This window comes from Polaribacter sp. 11A2H (assembly GCF_011379025.1).
In the GTDB taxonomy this organism is placed as follows: Bacteria; Bacteroidota; Bacteroidia; order Flavobacteriales; family Flavobacteriaceae; genus Polaribacter.
This window is the reverse complement of sequence record NZ_WTLD01000008.1, coordinates 6,294-24,779: the sequence shown is the minus strand read 5'-3', so window position 1 is coordinate 24,779 and position 18,486 is coordinate 6,294. Positions and strand designations below refer to the sequence as shown.

Here is an 18,486-nt window from a genome sequence, read left to right as displayed (position 1 = left end):
ATCTTAATACCTATATAATCTTAATCTAAGAAAAGACTTTTATAAAATAAAGAATATCTTTATGGAATATTATCCCCCATAATAAAAAAAATATGAGTTATAAGAAGCGATTTTTTTTCCTTCTAGTTTTGTTAATAATTGGCGCTGTTGTTCGTGTAAATGGGCAAAGTAATTTGAATATAAAACACATAAGTCCTTTTTATAAAAATAAAAAAATTGATATCGGTGAAATTGCACACGACTCTATAGGTAATATTTGGATGTCTAGTGGTTCTGGAATCTTAAGATACAATGGCTATTCTTATAATTTTATTGATAAAAAAGAAATTTTTTCAGAAATAGAAAAAAACGATAGAATACATCAAATTTGTACGGATTACTATAATAATATTTGGATAAAAACTAGCAATGGTCTTTTAGCTAAATACAACTCTAGAAAAGGTATTTTTACTACTTTAGATTATTTAATAGAGGAATCTATAGAAATTATAAAACCAATAAAAAAAGGACTTTTAATAGCCACAACTTCAGGAAAAATATACACTATTTATAAGAACCAAGCAGTATATATTTGTACAATTCTAAATACCAATAAATCTGAAAAACGAATTTCAAATATAGATTTTGATGGAGAAACAGAGTTTTTTATAAGTACTTATAATGGAAAAGTTTTTAACTATTCTCTAAAAACGAAACGTTTAGAAGAAATTATTGGAGATTATACCGGATATCCAGGGAAAATTATTTTAGAGGCAGATTACAAAGGTAAACTTTGGATGGGTACGGAGGCGCATGGTTTATTTGTGTACGATGTAAAGCGAAAAATATTTATACAAGACAGTTTTTTAAATGGAAAAACAAAAGGAATTGCAAAGGAATTCTTTATTAGTATTTTTTATGATTCAAATGGTTTTATTTGGTGTGGTACAGACGGTGGTGGTTTGTATAAAATTAATAGCAAAACAGGTAAAATTGTAGTTTATAAGAATAAGTTTCCTAATCATTTTTCTATTAGTAGTAATACTATAATGAATATTAGCGAAGATTTGCAACAAAATATTTGGTTGGTAACCAATCATGGTCACGCAAATGTAATTCCAAAAGAAAATAAAAACGTTAATTACCATAAAGGTTCTATTTCTAGCACTCCTATTAGAGTTTTAAGTATTTATAAGAGTAAAAAAGAAACCTTATGGATTGGTACAGATGGTAATGGATTAACTAGACTTGAAGCAAATAAAAAGGCAAAAGAATATTTTAATAATATTGATAACAATTTTTATATTCAATCTATTACAGAAGATGAAAATGCAAACCTTTGGTTAGGAACTTATAGAAATGGACTTTGGAAATTTGATGCTAAAACAGCCTTATTTTCAAAAATACCTGTAATAAACAAGCTTAACCAAAAGGGAAAAGATGTTAGAATTGTATTTAAAGACTCTAAGGGGCGTATTTGGGCAGGTTCTACTGTATCTTTAAATATATATTCTAAAAATGAAAAATTATTAGCAAGTTTTAATAATAAGCAAGATGCTTTAAATGGGGTTGTTGTAGAAAGTATTATAGAAGATCACGATAATAATATTTGGTTGGGTCAACAAAATGGAGGTCTTTATAAGTTTAATGAAAATAGTAAAGATTTAGTACAATCTACATTTACGCATTATGTTGATAAAGATGAGAATACGCTGCCTAGAATTATAGATATGAGTTTAGGTAAAGAGGGAGAAATTTGGTTTATCAACCAGAACTTTGAGCTTAAATTATTCAATTCAAAAACAGCTACTTTTTATGAGTTTAAGAATTTGTTTCCAAATAAAACACATACTTTTTCGGCGATAGAAGCAGATGATTCAACCAATTTATGGTTGAGTTCTTTTCAGGGTGTTCATCATTTTAATACAGAGAAAAAAGAGGTAACATCTTATTATTCATCCGAAGGCTTTCAAGAAGAACCTTATATATTAAGAAGTGGTTTTAAAGATAAAGAGGGACAAATTTATTTTGGAGGAGCAAAAGGAATTAATTTTTTTAATCCTAAAAAATTAGAAAGATCATCAGTCAAAAAAACTATAGAGCCACATTTATTTATTACTAGTATTGATATTTTAAACAAACCTGCAAAACAAATTATTCCCGAACAAATAACTTCGGAAATTTTTAATGTTGATCATTTAGATTTAAAATACAATCAATCTTCTTTTACCATTCAATTTGCAGCTATTGGTAATATTATTAACCCAAATTATAACTATTCTTATCGGTTAAAAGATTTTGATAAAGAATGGAAATCTACCTACTCAGAAGTTTCTGCAACCTATACAAATATACCTTCTGGTAACTACATTTTTGAAATTAAGGCCAATGAAATTAACCAGCCATTACAAGAGTTACATAAGCAAATTACAATTACTATATCACCACCATTTTGGCAAAACTCTTATGCTTATCTCTTTTATTTATTAATTTTATTTGTAATCATATTTATAGTGTCTAAATGGGTTTTAATAAGACGAAAATTATTGATAAATAAAATTAGCAGACGACAAGAAAAGGAGTTTAATAAAGCAAAAATGAATTTCTTTACCAAAATGTCTCATGAAATTCAAACGCCAATAACTTTAATTCTTGGGCCAATAGATAATATGTTAGAAAGGGCAGCACAAAATGGAGATCTTCTACTTAAAGAACGCCTAAAGATTATTGCAAATAATGCGAGTAGGTTATCTAGAATTGCCAGAGATTTAACTTTGGTTAGAAATAAAGATTTAAACAGGTTAAAACTTTCGGTTACTCAAAATAATTTAAAAGAAAACATAGATCAGGTTTCTTTATCCTTTAAAGAATTAGCAAGAATTAAAAACATCGATTTTACAATAAATTGCCCTAATAATATAGGAGATACTTGGTACGATAAAGATAAGATGGAGCATATTTTATATAACATTTTAGGAAACTCTTTTAAATACACCCCTAAAGAAGGGAATATTTTATTAACGGTAAAACCAATAAATAAAAAGGAAGTATTAAAAATCTCTATATCAGATTCTGGTATTGGAATTCCAAAAGATGAGCTAGAAGATATTTTTAAATTATTTTATAGATCTAGTAATAAAAATGAAGCAAAAGGTACCGGAATAGGTTTAGCACTTACCAAAGAATTGGTGACTTTACATAAAGGAAGAATTAAAGTAGATAGTTCTAAAGACGAAGGCACCACTTTTACATTTAAGATACCTGTTTCTGAAGATTCTTATTCAGATGATGAAAAAATTACGTCAAGTAAAAAAGAAGTTCATAAACCTATTGCTATAGAAACAAATTTGGTAAAAGAACCTGTTGTAAAAAGTACTATTAATAAAACCAAAAAGACAATTTTAGTTGTTGAAGATAATTTTGAGTTGCAAAATTTTCTACAAGATTTATTATTAGAAGAATACAATGTTATACTGGCAGAAAATGGTAGAGAAGGCTGTTATTTAGCCAAAAATAACTTACCAGATTTAATAATTAGTGATGTAATGATGCCAGAAATGGATGGTATAGAAATGTGCGAAGTGCTGTCTAAAGATAATTTAACAAAACACATTCCTGTAATTTTATTAACAGCAAAAAACTCTACCCAAGCAAAAATTACGGGTTTAAAAACGGGTGCAATAGAGTATATAAATAAGCCTTTTAACTCAAATGAGTTGTTGTTAAAAATTAATAATATTATTGCTTCAAAAGACTCTATTATTTCTAAATATAGAAAAGAACTAATTAATAGTCCTAAAATAAAAATAGAAAAATCGCAAGATGAACTCTTTTTAGAAAGTTTTAATGAAATAGTAAATGAACGCTTAAATGATCCTAATTTTAAGGTAGATGAATTAGCAGATAAATTAAATATGAGTCATTCTAGCTTGTATAGAAAATGTTCTTCGTTAACCGGTTTAAGTCTTATAGATTACATTAGGCAGGCGCGTTTAAATAAAGCTGTGGTCTTGTTGGTTAAATGTGGCTACAATATTTCTGAAGTTGCTTATATGGTTGGTTTTAACAACCCTAAGTATTTTTCAAAAAGTTTTAAAGCTCAATTTAAATTAACCCCAAAGGTGTTTAAAAATAAGGCAAATGCATCTAAAGATATGGAAGCGTATTTAAAAGAATACAACATAGATATATTAGACTTCGAATAATATTTAAACATAATTTTATGAAACTTCAAAGGTTTTAAAGCCTTTGAAGTTTTATTCTTATAATAAAATCACTCTTCTATATACATTTTGCTTTTTTCTATCAAAGCATCTTCATCACTATTTTTAAAAGGAATTAAATAAAAACTATAGTTATGTTTTTTATCGCCCTTAATTAAATATTTTTCTTGTGGTTTAGAGTACCAACTATCATCTCCAGCAACACCACGTTGTGCTAAATCTATATTTAATTGTACTAAATCTTGTTCTTTAATATCTATGGTATGTTTAGAAGCATTTATTTTTGGAATTCCATCTATTTGATACTCTTTATTAATTTTAGTGTTTCCTCCATAAGATAATCCTGCAGTAGTATCAAAATCTTCATTTGGCATGTGTAAAGCACTAATACCTAATCCTTTTTTAATGTTATTTGCAACAACTAATAAACCCGTATTATTCGTGTTTGCTAAGGCAACCCAACGGACATCTGTTTTGTAGCCGTTCTCTTGAGGTCTAATATAAGGTACGTATTGATTTTTTACCTTAGAGTGGTAAATAGCTACAAATGCTGCATTATTTCTGTCTTGGTAATTTTCCCAAGGCCCTCTACCTAAAAAAGTCATATTTTCATATTCTTTTAAAAGTTGCATGCGCATACCAATTCTTGGTAAATCTGCTCCATATTCTGTAGTATTTAGGGTATTATCTATTTTTACAACACCGTCTCCGTAAATTGTATACTTAGAAACAAATGTAGTTTCTACGCCTGGTAATTTATAAACTACATTTAAAAACACACTACCGTTGTCTAAGGTAGACACCTCTAATTTTACTACTTTAGAAAATAAGGAAGCTTTTTTCCATTCTATATTTTTAATATGCATTTGGCTTCCAAAATCATTATCTGTAACGGCTCTCCAGAAATTAGGTTTTGGCCCTTTTCCTTCTTTTAACAACTCTTTTCCTTTGTATTTATAAGTTGTTATTCTTCCTTTATCTTTACTAAAATAAACGTCTATATTATTATTAGAAACCTTAATTCCGTTTGCTTGTTTATCGATGTTTAATGTTGTTGAATTTTTAATTTCAGAAACACTTTTTTGATACTTTTTGGTTAGGTTAAATTGCTCGTGTGCAACTTCAAATCCTTTTGGTAAAATTCCCCATGTTTCTTTTGTTAAGGCACTTATCTCAAGAAAATATTCTGTGTTTTCTGTGTATTTTACATCGCTTAAATCTACTCTTACCAATTTACCAATATGTGGTACTACATCTATAGAATTAATTTTTATTGTTTTTAAAACTTTTCCATCAGCTTTAATTTTTGCAATAAAATCAAATGCGTTTAAATTTGTAAAATCGTATAAGTTTTCTATAAAAATTCTTAATTGATCTTTTTTGGTATAGCCACTATTTTTAAAGTTGATAAACTCATGCGCTTTTTTAACTTCATATAAAGCAGGTTGAGGTGTTCTGTCTGGAAACACAATTCCGTTGTTTAAAAAAGAATTATCTGTTGGCATATTTTCGCCATAATCACCACCAAAGGCATAATATTTTTCACCTTTACTATTTTTTTTCCAAATAGATTGATCTACCCAATCCCAGATAAAACCTCCTTGTAAATTATCATATTGCTCAATAATATCCCAATAATCCTGAAAATTACCTGTACTATTTCCCATTGCATGGGCATATTCACTTGGTATAAAAGGGCGATCTGTTTTGTGTTTTCCGATGTACTCAAAGGTTGCTGGAGACGGATATTGAGGAACAATAATATCTGTATTCCAATCCATATCTAAAATACTACCATCTTCTTCTTTATATGGTCGCTCATATTGTACAGGTCTTTTTGTAGCATCTTGTGCTTTTATCGCTTTATAACCAGCATAGAAATTAATACCGTTACCAGCTTCATTTCCCATAGACCAAATAATAACCGATGCATGGTTTTTATCACGCTGTACCATTCTAACCATTCTGTCTACATGGGCATTTTCCCAAGTTGCTTTTTTAGCCAAAGAATGCTCTCCATAATACATACCATGAGACTCAATATTGGCTTCATCAACAACATAAATTCCGTATTCATCACACAACTCATAAAATCTTCTTTGTTGCGGATAATGGCTTAAACGAACTGCGTTAATGTTATTTTCTTTCCAAAGTTGAATGTCTCTTAAAATTTGAGATTCTGGCACTACATGTCCCGTTTCTGGGTTATGTTCTTGTGTATTTACCCCTTTCAATGTAATTCGTTGCCCGTTTACCAAAAGCAATCCATTTTTAATTTCTACAGATCTAAAACCTATTTTTTGCGGAATTACTTCCAACGTTTTACCTTTTTTATCTTTTAATTCAACAAGTAATGTATACAGGTTTGGGTGTTCTGCACTCCATTGTTTTACATTATTAATTAATCCATTAAAATTAACAACACCTTTTTTACTGTTTAAAACATCTGTTTTTAGTTCATTAGAAAGAACTACTTTATTTTTATCATTTAAAACTTTATAATGAATACTAACTTTTTGTTTTTTTGAAGTGTGATTTTCTAAAGATACCGTTGCTTCAAAGACACCCGTTTGGTAAGCATTATCTAAAACCGATTTCACTTCAATATCTTGAATACGTGTTTTAGGTTGTGCATAAATATAAACACTACGTTCAATTCCGCTAATTCTCCAGAAATCCTGACATTCTAAATATGAACCATCCGTCCATCTAAAAATTTGTATTGCAATGGTGTTTTTTCCTGGTTTTATTGCTTCGGTAATATTAAATTCTGCTGGTAATTTACTCCCTTGAGAATACCCAATATATTTGCCATTTATCCAGACAAATCCACCAGATTTCATTGCACCTATCTGTAAGAACATTTCTTTATTGCCCCAGCTAGATGCCACATTAAATGTTCTTCTGTAAGAACCAACCGGATTGTAATTATCTGGTACATTACCTGGGTTTTTCGGGTATACTCCATTTATAAGTTCCATATCTTCTGCTATGGGAGCTTTATAATCTGCAAATTCATATTGATGATTTACATAAATAGGAATTCCAAAACCTTCTATTTCCCAGTTAGAAGGTACTTTTATCGTTTCCCAATCTGTAATATCTTCATCAGGATTCATAAAAGTTACCGATCTGTCTTTAGGATTTTTTACCCATTTAAAATTCCAATCACCATCTAAACTCTGTGTATATGTTTCTGTATTTGACAACGCCTTTTTTTCTGAAGTAAAAGAGGTAAACGAACTATGTGTATCTAATTTGTTTTCAGAAATAACTTTTTCATTTTCTATGTAGCTCTTATAATCGGTAATAGGGTTTAGTTTTTGAGACCAAAAAGAATTGGTTAATAATAACATCGCAATAAAAAAAGTGCCTTTAAAATTTAAATAATTTAATTTTTTAGAACTCATAATGGGAATTTTTTTAAACATAGTTTTCATTTTCTAAATTGGAGAAGATTATTGCCTTTATTGCTTGGGTAGCAATTCTAAAGAAAAAAAATGTAATATCAACTAAAAAACGAATTAGGCTACTTTTCTGACGGAATTTTACCCTCTATCACTTCTTATATTTGGCTTTTAATTTTAATCAACTTTAGAAAACACACGTTTTTGGTAAATTAATTTCCTGTAAGTTGAGATTAAGAAAGCATATTCAACAGATAAAAAAATATGAAGAACAACAAAAATACTTTTGATGCCATTGTAATAGGAACCGGAATTTCTGGTGGATGGGCCGCAAAAGAACTTTGTGAGGCAGGCTTAAAAACTTTGGTATTAGAAAGAGGTAGAGATATAACGCATATTACAGATTACAAAACAGCCAATAAAGAAGCTTGGGAATTAGATTTTAGAGATCAGACTTCTAACGAAGATTTAAAAAAACAAGGCAAGCAGGCTAGAACAGGCTTTGTAACTAAGCAAGCCTACAAACATTGGTTTGTAAATGATTTAAAACATCCTTATAACGAAACCAAAAGATTCGACTGGATTAGAGGCTACCATGTTGGCGGTCGTTCTTTAACTTGGGGCAGACAAGCGTTGCGGTTAAGTGATTTAGATTTTACAGCAAACAAAAAGGAAAATATAGCTGTAGATTGGCCTATTAGATATAAAGATATTGCCCCTTGGTATACCTATGTAGAAAAATTTATTGGCGTAAGTGGAGAGGCTTTAAACTTGCCGCAATTGCCAGATAGCCATTTTACACCCGCTTTTCCGTTAAATTGTGTAGAGCAAGAATTTAAAAACCAGATTGGTGAAAATTATAAGAATCGGTTTTTAACCATGGGTAGGTTTGCTAATATTACTGGAGATACTGTTTATGAAAACAGGCATACTTGTGCACATAGAAATAGGTGTATGCGAGGTTGTCCGTTAGGAGGTTATTTTAGTAGTAATGCATCAACATTACCAGCAGCGAATAAAACGGGTAATATGACGTTAAGACCCAATGCCATTGTCTATGAAATTATCTATGATGCAGATAAAAAGAAAGCAACCGGAGTTAAAGTTATAGATGCACTAACCAAAGAAGTACACGTTTTTTATGCAGAAATTATTTTTTGTTGTGCTTCTACAATTGCATCGACCAGTATTTTAATGCAATCTAAATCGGCACGTTTTCCTAACGGGTTAGGAAACGATTCTGGCGAGTTAGGTCATAATTTAATGGACCATCATTTTAGAGTGGGAGCCACCGCAATTTATAATGGGTTTAAAGATGTTGGTTATAAAAACACTAGACCCACCAGTTTTCATATAGTCCGTTTTCAAAATTTAGGAGATAAAGCATCAAAAAAAGAATATCTAAGAGGTTATTCTTTTCAAGGAGCAGCAAGCAGAAGAGATTGGAGACACCATATTAAAGAATTAAGTTTTGGTTTAGATTTAAAAGAAAATCTAAAAAAGCAAGGACCTTGGCGAATTGGAATTATTGGTTTTGGAGAATGTTTGCCGTATCACGAAAATAAAATGGTTTTAGATTATCACAAAAAAGACGAATGGGGTTTGCCTACAATTACATTTGATTGCGAGTTTAAAGAGAACGAAAAATTAATGAGAGTAGATATGAAAAAGGAAGCGATAGAAATGCTTACAAAAGCTGGTTTTGCTAATGTAAAAGGGTTTGAAGATGCTTTTGTGCCAGGACACGCCATTCATGAAATGGGTACAGCAAGAATGGGGAATGATCCAAAAACGTCCGTTTTAAATAAGAATAATCAAGTTCATAATGTGCCAAACGTTTATGTAACAGATGGTTCTTGCATGACTTCTACTGGCAACCAAAACCCGTCTTTAACCTATATGGCGTTAACAGCAAGAGCGGCACACCATGCAATACAACTATTTAAAAAACAAAATGCTTAATTATGGATAGAAGAAAAGCGTTAAAAAGCATGTCTTTGGCTATTGGTGGTTTTGTAATTACGCCATCTATACTTAGTATTTTTGCATCTTGTACTTCAGATAAAGTTGATGTTAATTATCTGTTTTTATCAAAAGAACAATCTTTAGTGATGAATCATTTGGTGGCTGTTGTTTTACCAATTTCTAATGTTAATATTCACTATACTTCGTTTATCGATAAAATGCTATATCATACAGTTTCTAAAGAAAATAAGCAGCTTTTTATAGCTGGATATTTAGAATTTGAAAAAAACTATCAGCGTTTATTTAATCAAGAAATATTAAAAGTGAATACAAGTAATATTCAAAAAATAGTAGAGAAATACTTTTCAATATCGAAGCAAAAAGAGGAAGCTGTTTTTACTTTGTTAGAAAAAGATTTTTCTTTGGTTGATGAAAATCAGAAATCTAAATATCTAAATTATTATTTTCTTACAAACGTTCGGTATTATTGCTTACTTGGGTATTGTACTTCAGAATATTATGAGAAACCGGTTTAGATATTGCCTTTGTAAAAATTATAAAAAGAACTTTCTCTACTACTAATTTTTTTAAATATGATTTTACTTTTTTATATTTTTTAGTTTTAACCTTATTATTAACAGAGTATATTATTTAATATTTTATTTTCTTCTAACGCATTCTCTATCATAAGGTCTTCAATAAATTCGTCAATCTGTTTTTTGGTAACATTGGGCATACAAATTAAATGACTAACATCTTCTGTTGCTAACTGCCACTTTTCTTTAATAGCTTGGGATACTTTAGGGAATACAACTGTAATTGCTTTTTCATTTCTCCATGCCTTTATACCTAATGCTGTTAATCTGTCTACGCAATAACTGGCTGTTTCTTCGCAATGCTGGTAACGCTTTTCTAGTCCTTCTATGCCTAGTTTTTTTATAGCATACCATAAAAAAAGCGGACTATGGCCATTTCTAGAGCCTGTAATAGTAGTATCATAAGAACCGATATAAGAAATCCCTTTAGAAATACGATCCTTTAAAGTCCGTTTGGTTATAATTACACCTGATGGAAAAGGAGATCCAATAAATTTATGACCACTTATAGATATACTGTCTGCTCCGTCTTGAAAATCAAAAGGAATGCGAGGTTCTATAAATGGACCATAACAACCAGACAAAGCAGCATCGCAATGTATATAATGATCTTGAATGGCTAATTTTTTTAAAATACCTTTTACCTTAGATACATCATCTTTGGCCTCCATCATCGTTGTGCCAAATGTTGTAAGAATAATAGCAGGTATATGACGATTAAGTTGAAGCGTGCTTTCTAGATCTTGATAATCTATTTCACCATTTTCTTGTGATCTAATGGTAATACTAGAAATATTTAATAGATGAATATTTTTCTTTACACTATAATGTGTAGATTCTGAATAATACACCATTGCTTTTGGGTATAATTCTCTTGCAATATATAAGCCATACAGATTGCTTTCTGAGCCTCCATTAGTTACATAACCCCAATAATCTTTTGGGTTGGCTCTAAAAAAGGACGCAAAAAAGTTAATTACTTCTTTTTCCATTTCGTGTGTATGCACTTTATAGGTACTATCTTCAAATGGGTCGCCTAAATTATTTATAGGGTATTTTAAGAATTCATTTAATTCAGAAAAGTCAAAATCTTTAGAAACAGGGTAACCGAGAAAAGTATCTCTTGCTTGTTTTACTTTTTTTAGAAGATCTTGTATTTGTTCGTCTTGCACAGTATTAATTTCCATACTATAAGGTTTTTTTTAAGCTTTTTAACACTGTAAATGTATAGTATGTAGTGTTTTTATTCTGATATATAATTGAATTAAGAAAATTAATCTATATTACATAAAATATCAGTTTTTTATTACTGTACTTCTTCTGATATAATGAAAATTTGGAAAAATAATCTAGAATGGATAAAATAGATAAAGAGATCTTGATGCATCTTCAAAGAGATGCGAAGCTAAATACAAAAGAAATATCGAGTTTAATAGGCTTAAGTGTAACGCCAACTTACGAGAGAATTAAAAAATTAGAACAAAGTAAAATAATAAAATTATATGTTGCCTTACTTGATAAAACTAAAATTGACAGAAAGGTAATTGCATATTGTCAAATTACGTTGGCTAAACATCAAAAAGAATTGATAAATAATTTTAAAGATGAGGTGCTTTTGTTATCTGAAATTATGGAATGTCATCATGTTTCTGGAAATTTCGATTTCTTATTGAAGGTATCTGCTAGAGATATTGATGAATTTTATGAATTTATTAATGAAAAATTATCTTTAGTGGGGGGTATTTTAACCATACAAAGTTCTTTTGTAATGGATTCTGTTAAAGATAGCACCGCTTATGAATTAGATTCGTTTATAAAGAAAAAATAACGATGTATGTGTTGTGTTGGTAATCAGGTCTTTGCGGCTGTTCGGGTTTGAGTATGCTGTTTTAAAATATGATTGTAAATAATAAAAACCTGTTAATCGTTTGATTAACAGGTTTTTTTAGTACTCAAGGCGGGAATCGAACCCGCACTTCCGAAAAAACTGGATTTTGAATCCAGCGCGTCTACCAATTCCGCCACTTGAGCAAGTATTAATAAGATTGCAAATGTATAAAATTATTTTATTTTAAAGTCTATAAATATATTTCAAAGTCAATAAATAAATTCTACTTTTGTGAGGATACAACAACACAACAAAAAATAACAACTAAATGCCTACAAATCAGTTAGCCCCAAAACTTTTTGCTTGCAGACAAAGCACCGTTTTGGCAGAAAAAATTGCAAAAGAATACAATACAACCTTAGGAAAAGTTAAAACAACTTACTTTAGTGACGGAGAATTTCAGCCAGCATTTGAAGAATCTGTTCGTGGAAGACGTGTTTTTATTATTGGTTCTACATTTCCGAATGCAGACAATTTAATGGAAATGTTGTTAATGTGTGATGCAGCAAAAAGAGCATCAGCAAGACACATAACAGCAGTTATGCCATATTTTGGTTGGGCTAGACAAGATAGAAAAGATCAACCTAGAGTTGCTATTGGAGCAAAATTAGTTGCAAAACTTTTAGAATCTGCTGGAGCAACTAGAATTATGACGATGGATTTACATGCAGACCAAATTCAAGGGTTTTTTGAAAAACCTGTAGATCATTTATATGCATCAACTATTTTTATGCCTTACATTAATAGCTTAAATTTAGACAACTTAACAATTGCATCTCCAGATATGGGAGGTTCTAAAAGAGCCTATGCATACTCTAAGCACTTGCAATGTGATGTTGTTATTTGTTATAAACAACGTATTAAGGCCAATCAAATTGGGCACATGGAGTTAATTGGAGACGTTAAAGGAAAGAATGTAATTTTAGTAGATGACATGATTGATACTGGAGGTACATTAGCACACGCAGCCAATTTAATGATGGAAAGGGGTGCATTAAGTGTAAGAGCAATCTGTACACATCCTATACTTTCTGGTGGTGCTTATGAAAAAATAGAAAACTCAGGATTAACAGAATTGATTGTTTCAGACACTATTCCGTTAAAAAAGGAGACATCTAAAATAAAAGTGGTATCTTGCGCGCCATTATTTGCGGATGTTATGCACAAAGTGCAAGACAATACTTCAATTAGTGGACAATTTTTAATGTAAATAAATAATACAAAAAAGTAATGAAATCAATTTCAATTAAAGGATCAAAAAGAGAAAGCGTAGGTAAAGTAGCAACTAAAGCCTTACGTAATGCTGGTATGGTTCCTTGCGTTATATACGGAGGAGAAAACCCAATACATTTTTCAGCAGAAGAAAAAGCGTTTAAAAAGTTGGTATTCACTCCAAATGTGTATACAGCAAGTTTAGATGTTGATGGGGTTAAAATACCAGCAGTTTTACAAGACATTCAGTTTCACCCGGTAACAGACAAAATTATTCACGTAGATTTTTATCAATTATTTGATGATAAAGAAATTACAATGAAGATTCCTGTACAATTAACTGGTACTTCTCCAGGGGTATTAAATGGTGGTTCTTTACGTTTTACAAACCGTAAATTAAGAGTAAAAGCATTACCTGCTAACTTACCAGATTTTGTAACTGCAGATATTTCTAAATTAAAAATTGGAAATAAATTAACAGTAACATCATTAGCAACAGATGGGTATACATTTATGCACCCAGACAATACGGTTGTTGTTCAAGTAAGAACTTCTCGTAACGCAACTGTTTCTGAAGATGATGAAGAAGAAGCAGAAGCAACAGAAGCTGCAGCAGAATAATTTTTGCAACATAAATTATAAAAAGCGTTACAAATTTGTAACGCTTTTTTTTTGCCATAAATTTAATTTTAAACCTTATAATTATAATTAGGCAATCTAAATTTATTTAATTCTTCTTATTTTTGAAGAATGAATTTTACAAACTTTTTTTCTGAAATATTTGGTATTAAAGTTGAAGCTAAAGAAAAGTTGATGAAGAAATTTTTAATTATAGGATTAGGTAATATTGGTGAACAATATACAAATACACGTCATAATATTGGGTTTAAAATTGTAGATGAGGTTGCAGAAGAACACAACGCAACTTTTGAAACAGAAAAGCTTGGAGATGTAGCTACTTTCCGTTTTAAAGGAAGAACATTTGTTTTACTTAAACCAAGTACATTTATGAATTTAAGTGGAAAGGCAGTAAAGTATTGGATGGATAAAGAAAATATATCTGTAGAAAATATTTTAGTAGTTACAGATGATGTAAATATAGATTTTGGAGTAATTCGTGTAAAAGCAAAAGGATCTGCTGGCGGACATAACGGTTTAAAAGATATTCAAGAAAAATTAAATACCCAGCAATATGCTCGTTTTAGATTTGGTGTTGGTGGTAATTACGGTAGAGGTAGGCAAGTAGATTATGTGCTTGGTGAATGGAATAAAGAAGAAACCAGCGAATTAATAGAGCGTTTGCCAACATCGGCTAAAGTAATTGCTTCTTTTGGTACTGCGGGTTTAAATAATACTATGAATACGTTTAACGGAAAATAAAAAAAGGTATCTATTTCTAGATACCTTTTTTTATTAAAGTTTACTTACTTTTTTAATTTCTTTCTAAAGTAATGTCTGTAATAGAATCTATTCTAACGTCACCTGTTCCTTCAACTGTTTGTTTTAGTACCATTTTATCTTCATTAAAAGATTTAATATCAAAAGAGCCACCAACAAAAGCTCCGTCTTCAGAAGCTATAAGAGTAATTTTTTTATCTGTTGCGTTTAAAGAGTAATTTCCACTAGAAGCAATAATTTCTACATTTTGTTCACCATTATTTGGTGTTAATATAAAATTTCCATCAATGCTATATGTTCCATTTGCTTTTAATTCTACAACTACTTTAAAAGAACTTCCTGTTTTTGTAGTTGTCGAAAGTGTAGATTCATTACCATTAGAAGCTGTTGCTATTTCTGTTTCTACAGATTTATAAGCTGTAAGGTTATAACTACCAACTAAATTGGTTGCTACTAACTCAAAAGAATTGTTGTCGTCATCACTACTACAGCTAGTAATAGAGATTGCGATAAATAAGATTAAAAATGATTTTAATAATTTCATAATATATTGATTTTTTTTTGGCAAAGATAAGTTATAATTTAAAATGCTACTATTAAAAAATAGCGCTTTTTTAACTACAGAATGTTAATTTTCACTAGCATACCATTCTGCAAAACTAGAGTCTGTTTCTTGCAGTTTTATAGCATGAAGTTTGATGTTTTTAGGGAGCCTATTTTTAATTTTTTCGGCAAAATCTATTACCATCATTTCACTTGTTGGTTGGTAATCTACCAATAATACATGGTGGCCTCTGTCTATTAGTTCTTTAGCCAAATCTACATGCGGTGTGTTTTTATTAAATACGGTTGCATGGTCAAAAATATCTACAATTTCTTCGTTTACAATCTTTTTTAAATCTCCAAAGTCAATCACCATACCAAATTTCACATTGTTATTGTCTTTAATTGGTTTTCCAGAAACGGTTACAGAAAGTTTGTAAGAGTGTCCGTGAACGTTTTTACATTTACCATCATAACCATATAAGGCATGGCCAGTTTCAAAGCTAAATTGTTTTGTAATTCTAATTGTACTCATTTGTGTTTTTTATTAGTTTGCTATTTCGAAAATAAGGAACGATAGAGAAATCTAATTAATCTGAGGTTTCTCGTCATTCTTTGTTCGAAAAGATAAAGTATTCTAATTATCTTCTGTTTCTAAATTTGTTGTAAAAGTAAACAATAACTAAAGCTACTGCCAATCCTAAAAATAAAAAATTTCCTCCCATTTTGTTTGTGTTTATTACTCTTTAATTAAAAAATTATTTAAAACATCTGCAATTTTTCTGTTGTCAGATAATTGCGGAATCTTGTTCTGTCCTCCAAATTTACCAATAGATTTCATATATTCATGAAAACCACCTTTTTTTACTTTTCTAACTATTAAAGGACGTAAAACTTTTCCTTCAATTAAATCTATATAATAAATATTTTGAGCCTGCATAGAGATGTCTATTTTGGTAGCAAACTCTTCTATATTTTCTGGTTCATTTTCAAATTCTATAAACCATTCATGATAGGGCAATCCCCTTTCTGGACTTACTTGTGGTGCTACCGTAAACTCACTAATATTTATGTTTGTGCCGGTTATTGCATCGTTTAAAGCTTTTTCTACTTCTTTACCAATAACATGTTCGCCAAAGGCGGATATAAAATGTTTTATTCTACCGGTAACTTTTATTCTATAAGGTTTTGTTGATGTAAACTCTACCGTATCACCAATATTATAACCCCAAAGACCTGCTGTTGTGTTTAAAATGATGGCGTAATTAACGCCCATTTTTACATCTTTTAAAGAGATTCTTGTTGGGTTTTCATTAAAAAATTCATCCGCAGGAATAAACTCATAGAAAATACCAGAATCTAATTGTAACAACATTCCTTTTTCTGTCTGAGAATCTTGATAGGCAATAAACCCTTCTGATGCTGGATACAATTCTATATAATCGATTTTTTTACCAATTAAACTTTCAAACTTATTTTTATAAGGTTCAAAATTAACGCCTCCGTAAATAAAGAAATTAAAATTAGGAAACAGTTCTGAAACTGATTTACCTGTTTTTTCAATTAATTTCTCAAAATACATTTGCACCCAAGAAGGAATTCCGCTAATAACAGACATGTCTTCATTAATGGTTTCTTCTACAATAGCATTTACTTTGGTATCCCAATCTTCTATGCAGTTAGTTTCCCAACTTGGTAATCTGTTTTTTAATAAATATTGAGGTACATAATGTGCTACAATACCGCTTAGTCTACCTAGTTTTACGCCGTTTTTATCACTTAAAACAGGGCTTCCTTGTAAGAAAATCATTTTTCCATCTACAAAACTGGCGTCGTTTTTTTCTTTGATATAAAATAACAAAGCATTTCTTGCAGCCTTAATATGTGTGGGCATAGAATCTTTGGTAATAGGAATAAATTTTGCGCCAGAAGTTGTGCCTGAAGTTTTTGCGAAGTATAGAGGTTTTCCTGTCCAAAGAACATCCGATTCTCCAGCTACAATTCTATCTACGTAAGGTCTTAAACCTTCGTAATCTGTAACTTTAACTTGTTTTTTAAAATCATCATAATTAGAAATAGTATCAAAATTATGATCTTTTCCAAAAGCTGTTTTACTTCCTTTAGAAATTAAGTTTTTAAAAACTTTTTCTTGTGTTTTATGTGGGGTATTGGCCCATTTATAAACTTTTTTTGTTGCAATTTTAGCAAACGGAATCGCAAAAAATGATTTAATGCTCATTATTTAAAATCTATAAAATTTGTTGGGTTTACGGTATAACCACCGTTCCAAAGTTCAAAATGTAAATGAGGTCCTGTACTTAATTCTCCAGTAGAACCTACAGTAGCAATTACTTCACCAGATTTTACAAAGTCTCCTTGTTCTTTTAATAAATTTCCGTTGTGTTTATAAACAGAAATATAATCTTTAGCGTGTTTTAAAATGATAACGTAGCCTGTTTCTGTAGTCCAACCAGAAAAAATAACGGTACCATCTGCGGTTGCTTTAATGGGGGTTCCGGTTTTTGCGGTAATATCTACAGCAAAGTGTTTAGAGGTAGCGTCAAAAGATTGAGATACGGTACCATTTAAAGGAGCAAAAAAGACAATTTTAATATTGCTTTTTGCATTTTGTTCAATAGAAAACAGTGTTTCACTCTCTATTTTTTCTCTAAATAAAGAATCTTCTTTTGTGGCAGCCAACTCACTTTCATCTATAAAACGATGTCTTGCTTCCGCTTGCACAGAATCTATACTTTCTGGTTGAATTTCTCCTGTTAAAACAGGTCTTAATGCTTTTGTGTAATTTTCTAAAATGGCTAATTTAATTTTTAAAGAATCTGCTTCAAAAGTTAAATTGGCGGCTTTTCTTTTTAAAGTAGTAGATGAGTAGCCCGGTATGTATTCTTTTAAAGGCGTAAAAGCAATTAATAAAATGGTGCCAGCTACTAATAGTATAGAAAAAAAACCACCCAAAACAAATACATTTAATCTTGATAATTTTAATGAAAAACGTTCTTCAAAAGTGTCTTCATTTAAAACAACCAACCTGTATTTATCAGTTAGTTTTTGTTTTAGTTTTCCCTTTTTTTTATCCTTTTTAGCCACAAATATTTATTTGATGTTTAGTAAATATACAACGAAACCCTCATAGAGCGTATTGTGTCTATGAACGATATAAATGTAATTTAATTATTTATTGTAGAAGTTCATTTCATCTATATATTCCCAAACTTCTTTAGGTAACAGAGGTTGTATGTTCTTTTTTTTTTTTTTTT

Annotated in this window: 13 protein-coding genes and 1 tRNA gene; 7 read left to right on the top strand and 7 right to left on the bottom strand. The window is 30.1% G+C overall.

The annotated features are described in order from the left end of the window. Positions 1–92: 92 nt before the first annotated feature. On the top strand, positions 93–4,184 hold the full coding sequence (locus GQS58_RS11365; protein WP_166385947.1) for an ATP-binding protein: 4,092 nt from the start codon (positions 93–95) through the stop codon (positions 4,182–4,184). Positions 4,185–4,252: 68 nt separating this feature from the next. Here GQS58_RS11365 and GQS58_RS11360 read toward each other — a convergent pair whose 3' ends face one another. Then, entirely contained in the window at positions 4,253–7,612 is a 3,360-nt protein-coding gene (locus GQS58_RS11360) for a glycoside hydrolase family 2 TIM barrel-domain containing protein (RefSeq protein ID WP_166385945.1), read from the bottom strand. A gap of 261 nt (positions 7,613–7,873) precedes the next feature. Between GQS58_RS11360 and GQS58_RS11355 the strand changes: the two genes are divergently transcribed. Both GQS58_RS11355 and GQS58_RS11350 read left to right on the top strand, forming a co-directional pair. Continuing rightward, a complete protein-coding gene (locus tag GQS58_RS11355; protein ID WP_166385943.1) occupies positions 7,874–9,571 on the top strand; it encodes a GMC oxidoreductase in 1,698 nt (565 codons plus the stop codon). Positions 9,572–9,573: 2 nt separating this feature from the next. Continuing rightward, positions 9,574–10,110, top strand: coding sequence for a gluconate 2-dehydrogenase subunit 3 family protein (locus GQS58_RS11350; protein ID WP_166385941.1), 537 nt, complete (start codon positions 9,574–9,576; stop codon positions 10,108–10,110). A gap of 98 nt (positions 10,111–10,208) precedes the next feature. On the opposite strand, the gene GQS58_RS11345 is transcribed toward GQS58_RS11350, so the two are convergent. Further along, positions 10,209–11,357: a histidine decarboxylase gene (locus GQS58_RS11345; RefSeq protein WP_166385927.1), complete on the bottom strand. Its 1,149-nt coding sequence runs from the start codon at positions 11,355–11,357 to the stop codon at positions 10,209–10,211. A gap of 167 nt (positions 11,358–11,524) precedes the next feature. Here GQS58_RS11345 and GQS58_RS11340 point away from each other — a divergent pair, with 167 nt between their 5' ends. Then, positions 11,525–11,998: an Lrp/AsnC family transcriptional regulator gene (locus GQS58_RS11340; protein WP_166385925.1), complete on the top strand. Its 474-nt coding sequence runs from the start codon at positions 11,525–11,527 to the stop codon at positions 11,996–11,998. A 121-nt stretch (positions 11,999–12,119) separates the two neighbouring features. Here GQS58_RS11340 and GQS58_RS11335 read toward each other — a convergent pair. Further along, a tRNA-Leu gene (locus tag GQS58_RS11335) sits at positions 12,120–12,201 on the bottom strand. Between the two features lie 125 nt (positions 12,202–12,326). On the opposite strand from GQS58_RS11335, the gene GQS58_RS11330 reads away from it, so the two are divergent. The 3 genes from GQS58_RS11330 to pth all read left to right on the top strand — a co-directional run bounded on the left by GQS58_RS11330 (position 12,327) and on the right by pth (position 14,650). Then, positions 12,327–13,268: a ribose-phosphate pyrophosphokinase gene (locus tag GQS58_RS11330; RefSeq protein WP_166385923.1), complete on the top strand. Its 942-nt coding sequence runs from the start codon at positions 12,327–12,329 to the stop codon at positions 13,266–13,268. A gap of 20 nt (positions 13,269–13,288) precedes the next feature. Beyond that, the gene (locus GQS58_RS11325) at positions 13,289–13,891 is read left to right on the top strand and encodes a 50S ribosomal protein L25/general stress protein Ctc (RefSeq protein WP_166385921.1); all 603 of its coding nucleotides are present in this window, start codon (positions 13,289–13,291) and stop codon (positions 13,889–13,891) included. Positions 13,892–14,020: 129 nt separating this feature from the next. Further along, positions 14,021–14,650, top strand: coding sequence for an aminoacyl-tRNA hydrolase (gene pth / locus GQS58_RS11320; RefSeq protein WP_166385919.1), 630 nt, complete (start codon positions 14,021–14,023; stop codon positions 14,648–14,650). A gap of 52 nt (positions 14,651–14,702) precedes the next feature. Here the strand turns inward: pth and GQS58_RS11315 are convergent, their stop codons facing one another. The 4 genes from GQS58_RS11315 to GQS58_RS11300 form a co-directional block, all read right to left on the bottom strand. After that, positions 14,703–15,212 carry a hypothetical protein gene (locus GQS58_RS11315; protein ID WP_166385917.1) on the bottom strand — a complete coding sequence of 170 codons (510 nt, stop codon included), beginning with the start codon at positions 15,210–15,212 and terminating at the stop codon, positions 14,703–14,705. A gap of 84 nt (positions 15,213–15,296) precedes the next feature. Beyond that, positions 15,297–15,746: a 6-pyruvoyl trahydropterin synthase family protein gene (locus GQS58_RS11310; RefSeq protein WP_166385915.1), complete on the bottom strand. Its 450-nt coding sequence runs from the start codon at positions 15,744–15,746 to the stop codon at positions 15,297–15,299. A gap of 204 nt (positions 15,747–15,950) precedes the next feature. After that, the gene (locus tag GQS58_RS11305; protein ID WP_166385913.1) at positions 15,951–17,450 is read right to left on the bottom strand and encodes a GH3 auxin-responsive promoter family protein; all 1,500 of its coding nucleotides are present in this window, start codon (positions 17,448–17,450) and stop codon (positions 15,951–15,953) included. Continuing rightward, positions 17,450–18,316: a M23 family metallopeptidase gene (locus GQS58_RS11300; RefSeq protein WP_166385912.1), complete on the bottom strand. Its 867-nt coding sequence runs from the start codon at positions 18,314–18,316 to the stop codon at positions 17,450–17,452. The genes GQS58_RS11305 and GQS58_RS11300 overlap by 1 nt, the downstream gene beginning before the upstream one ends. Positions 18,317–18,486 lie beyond the last annotated feature (170 nt).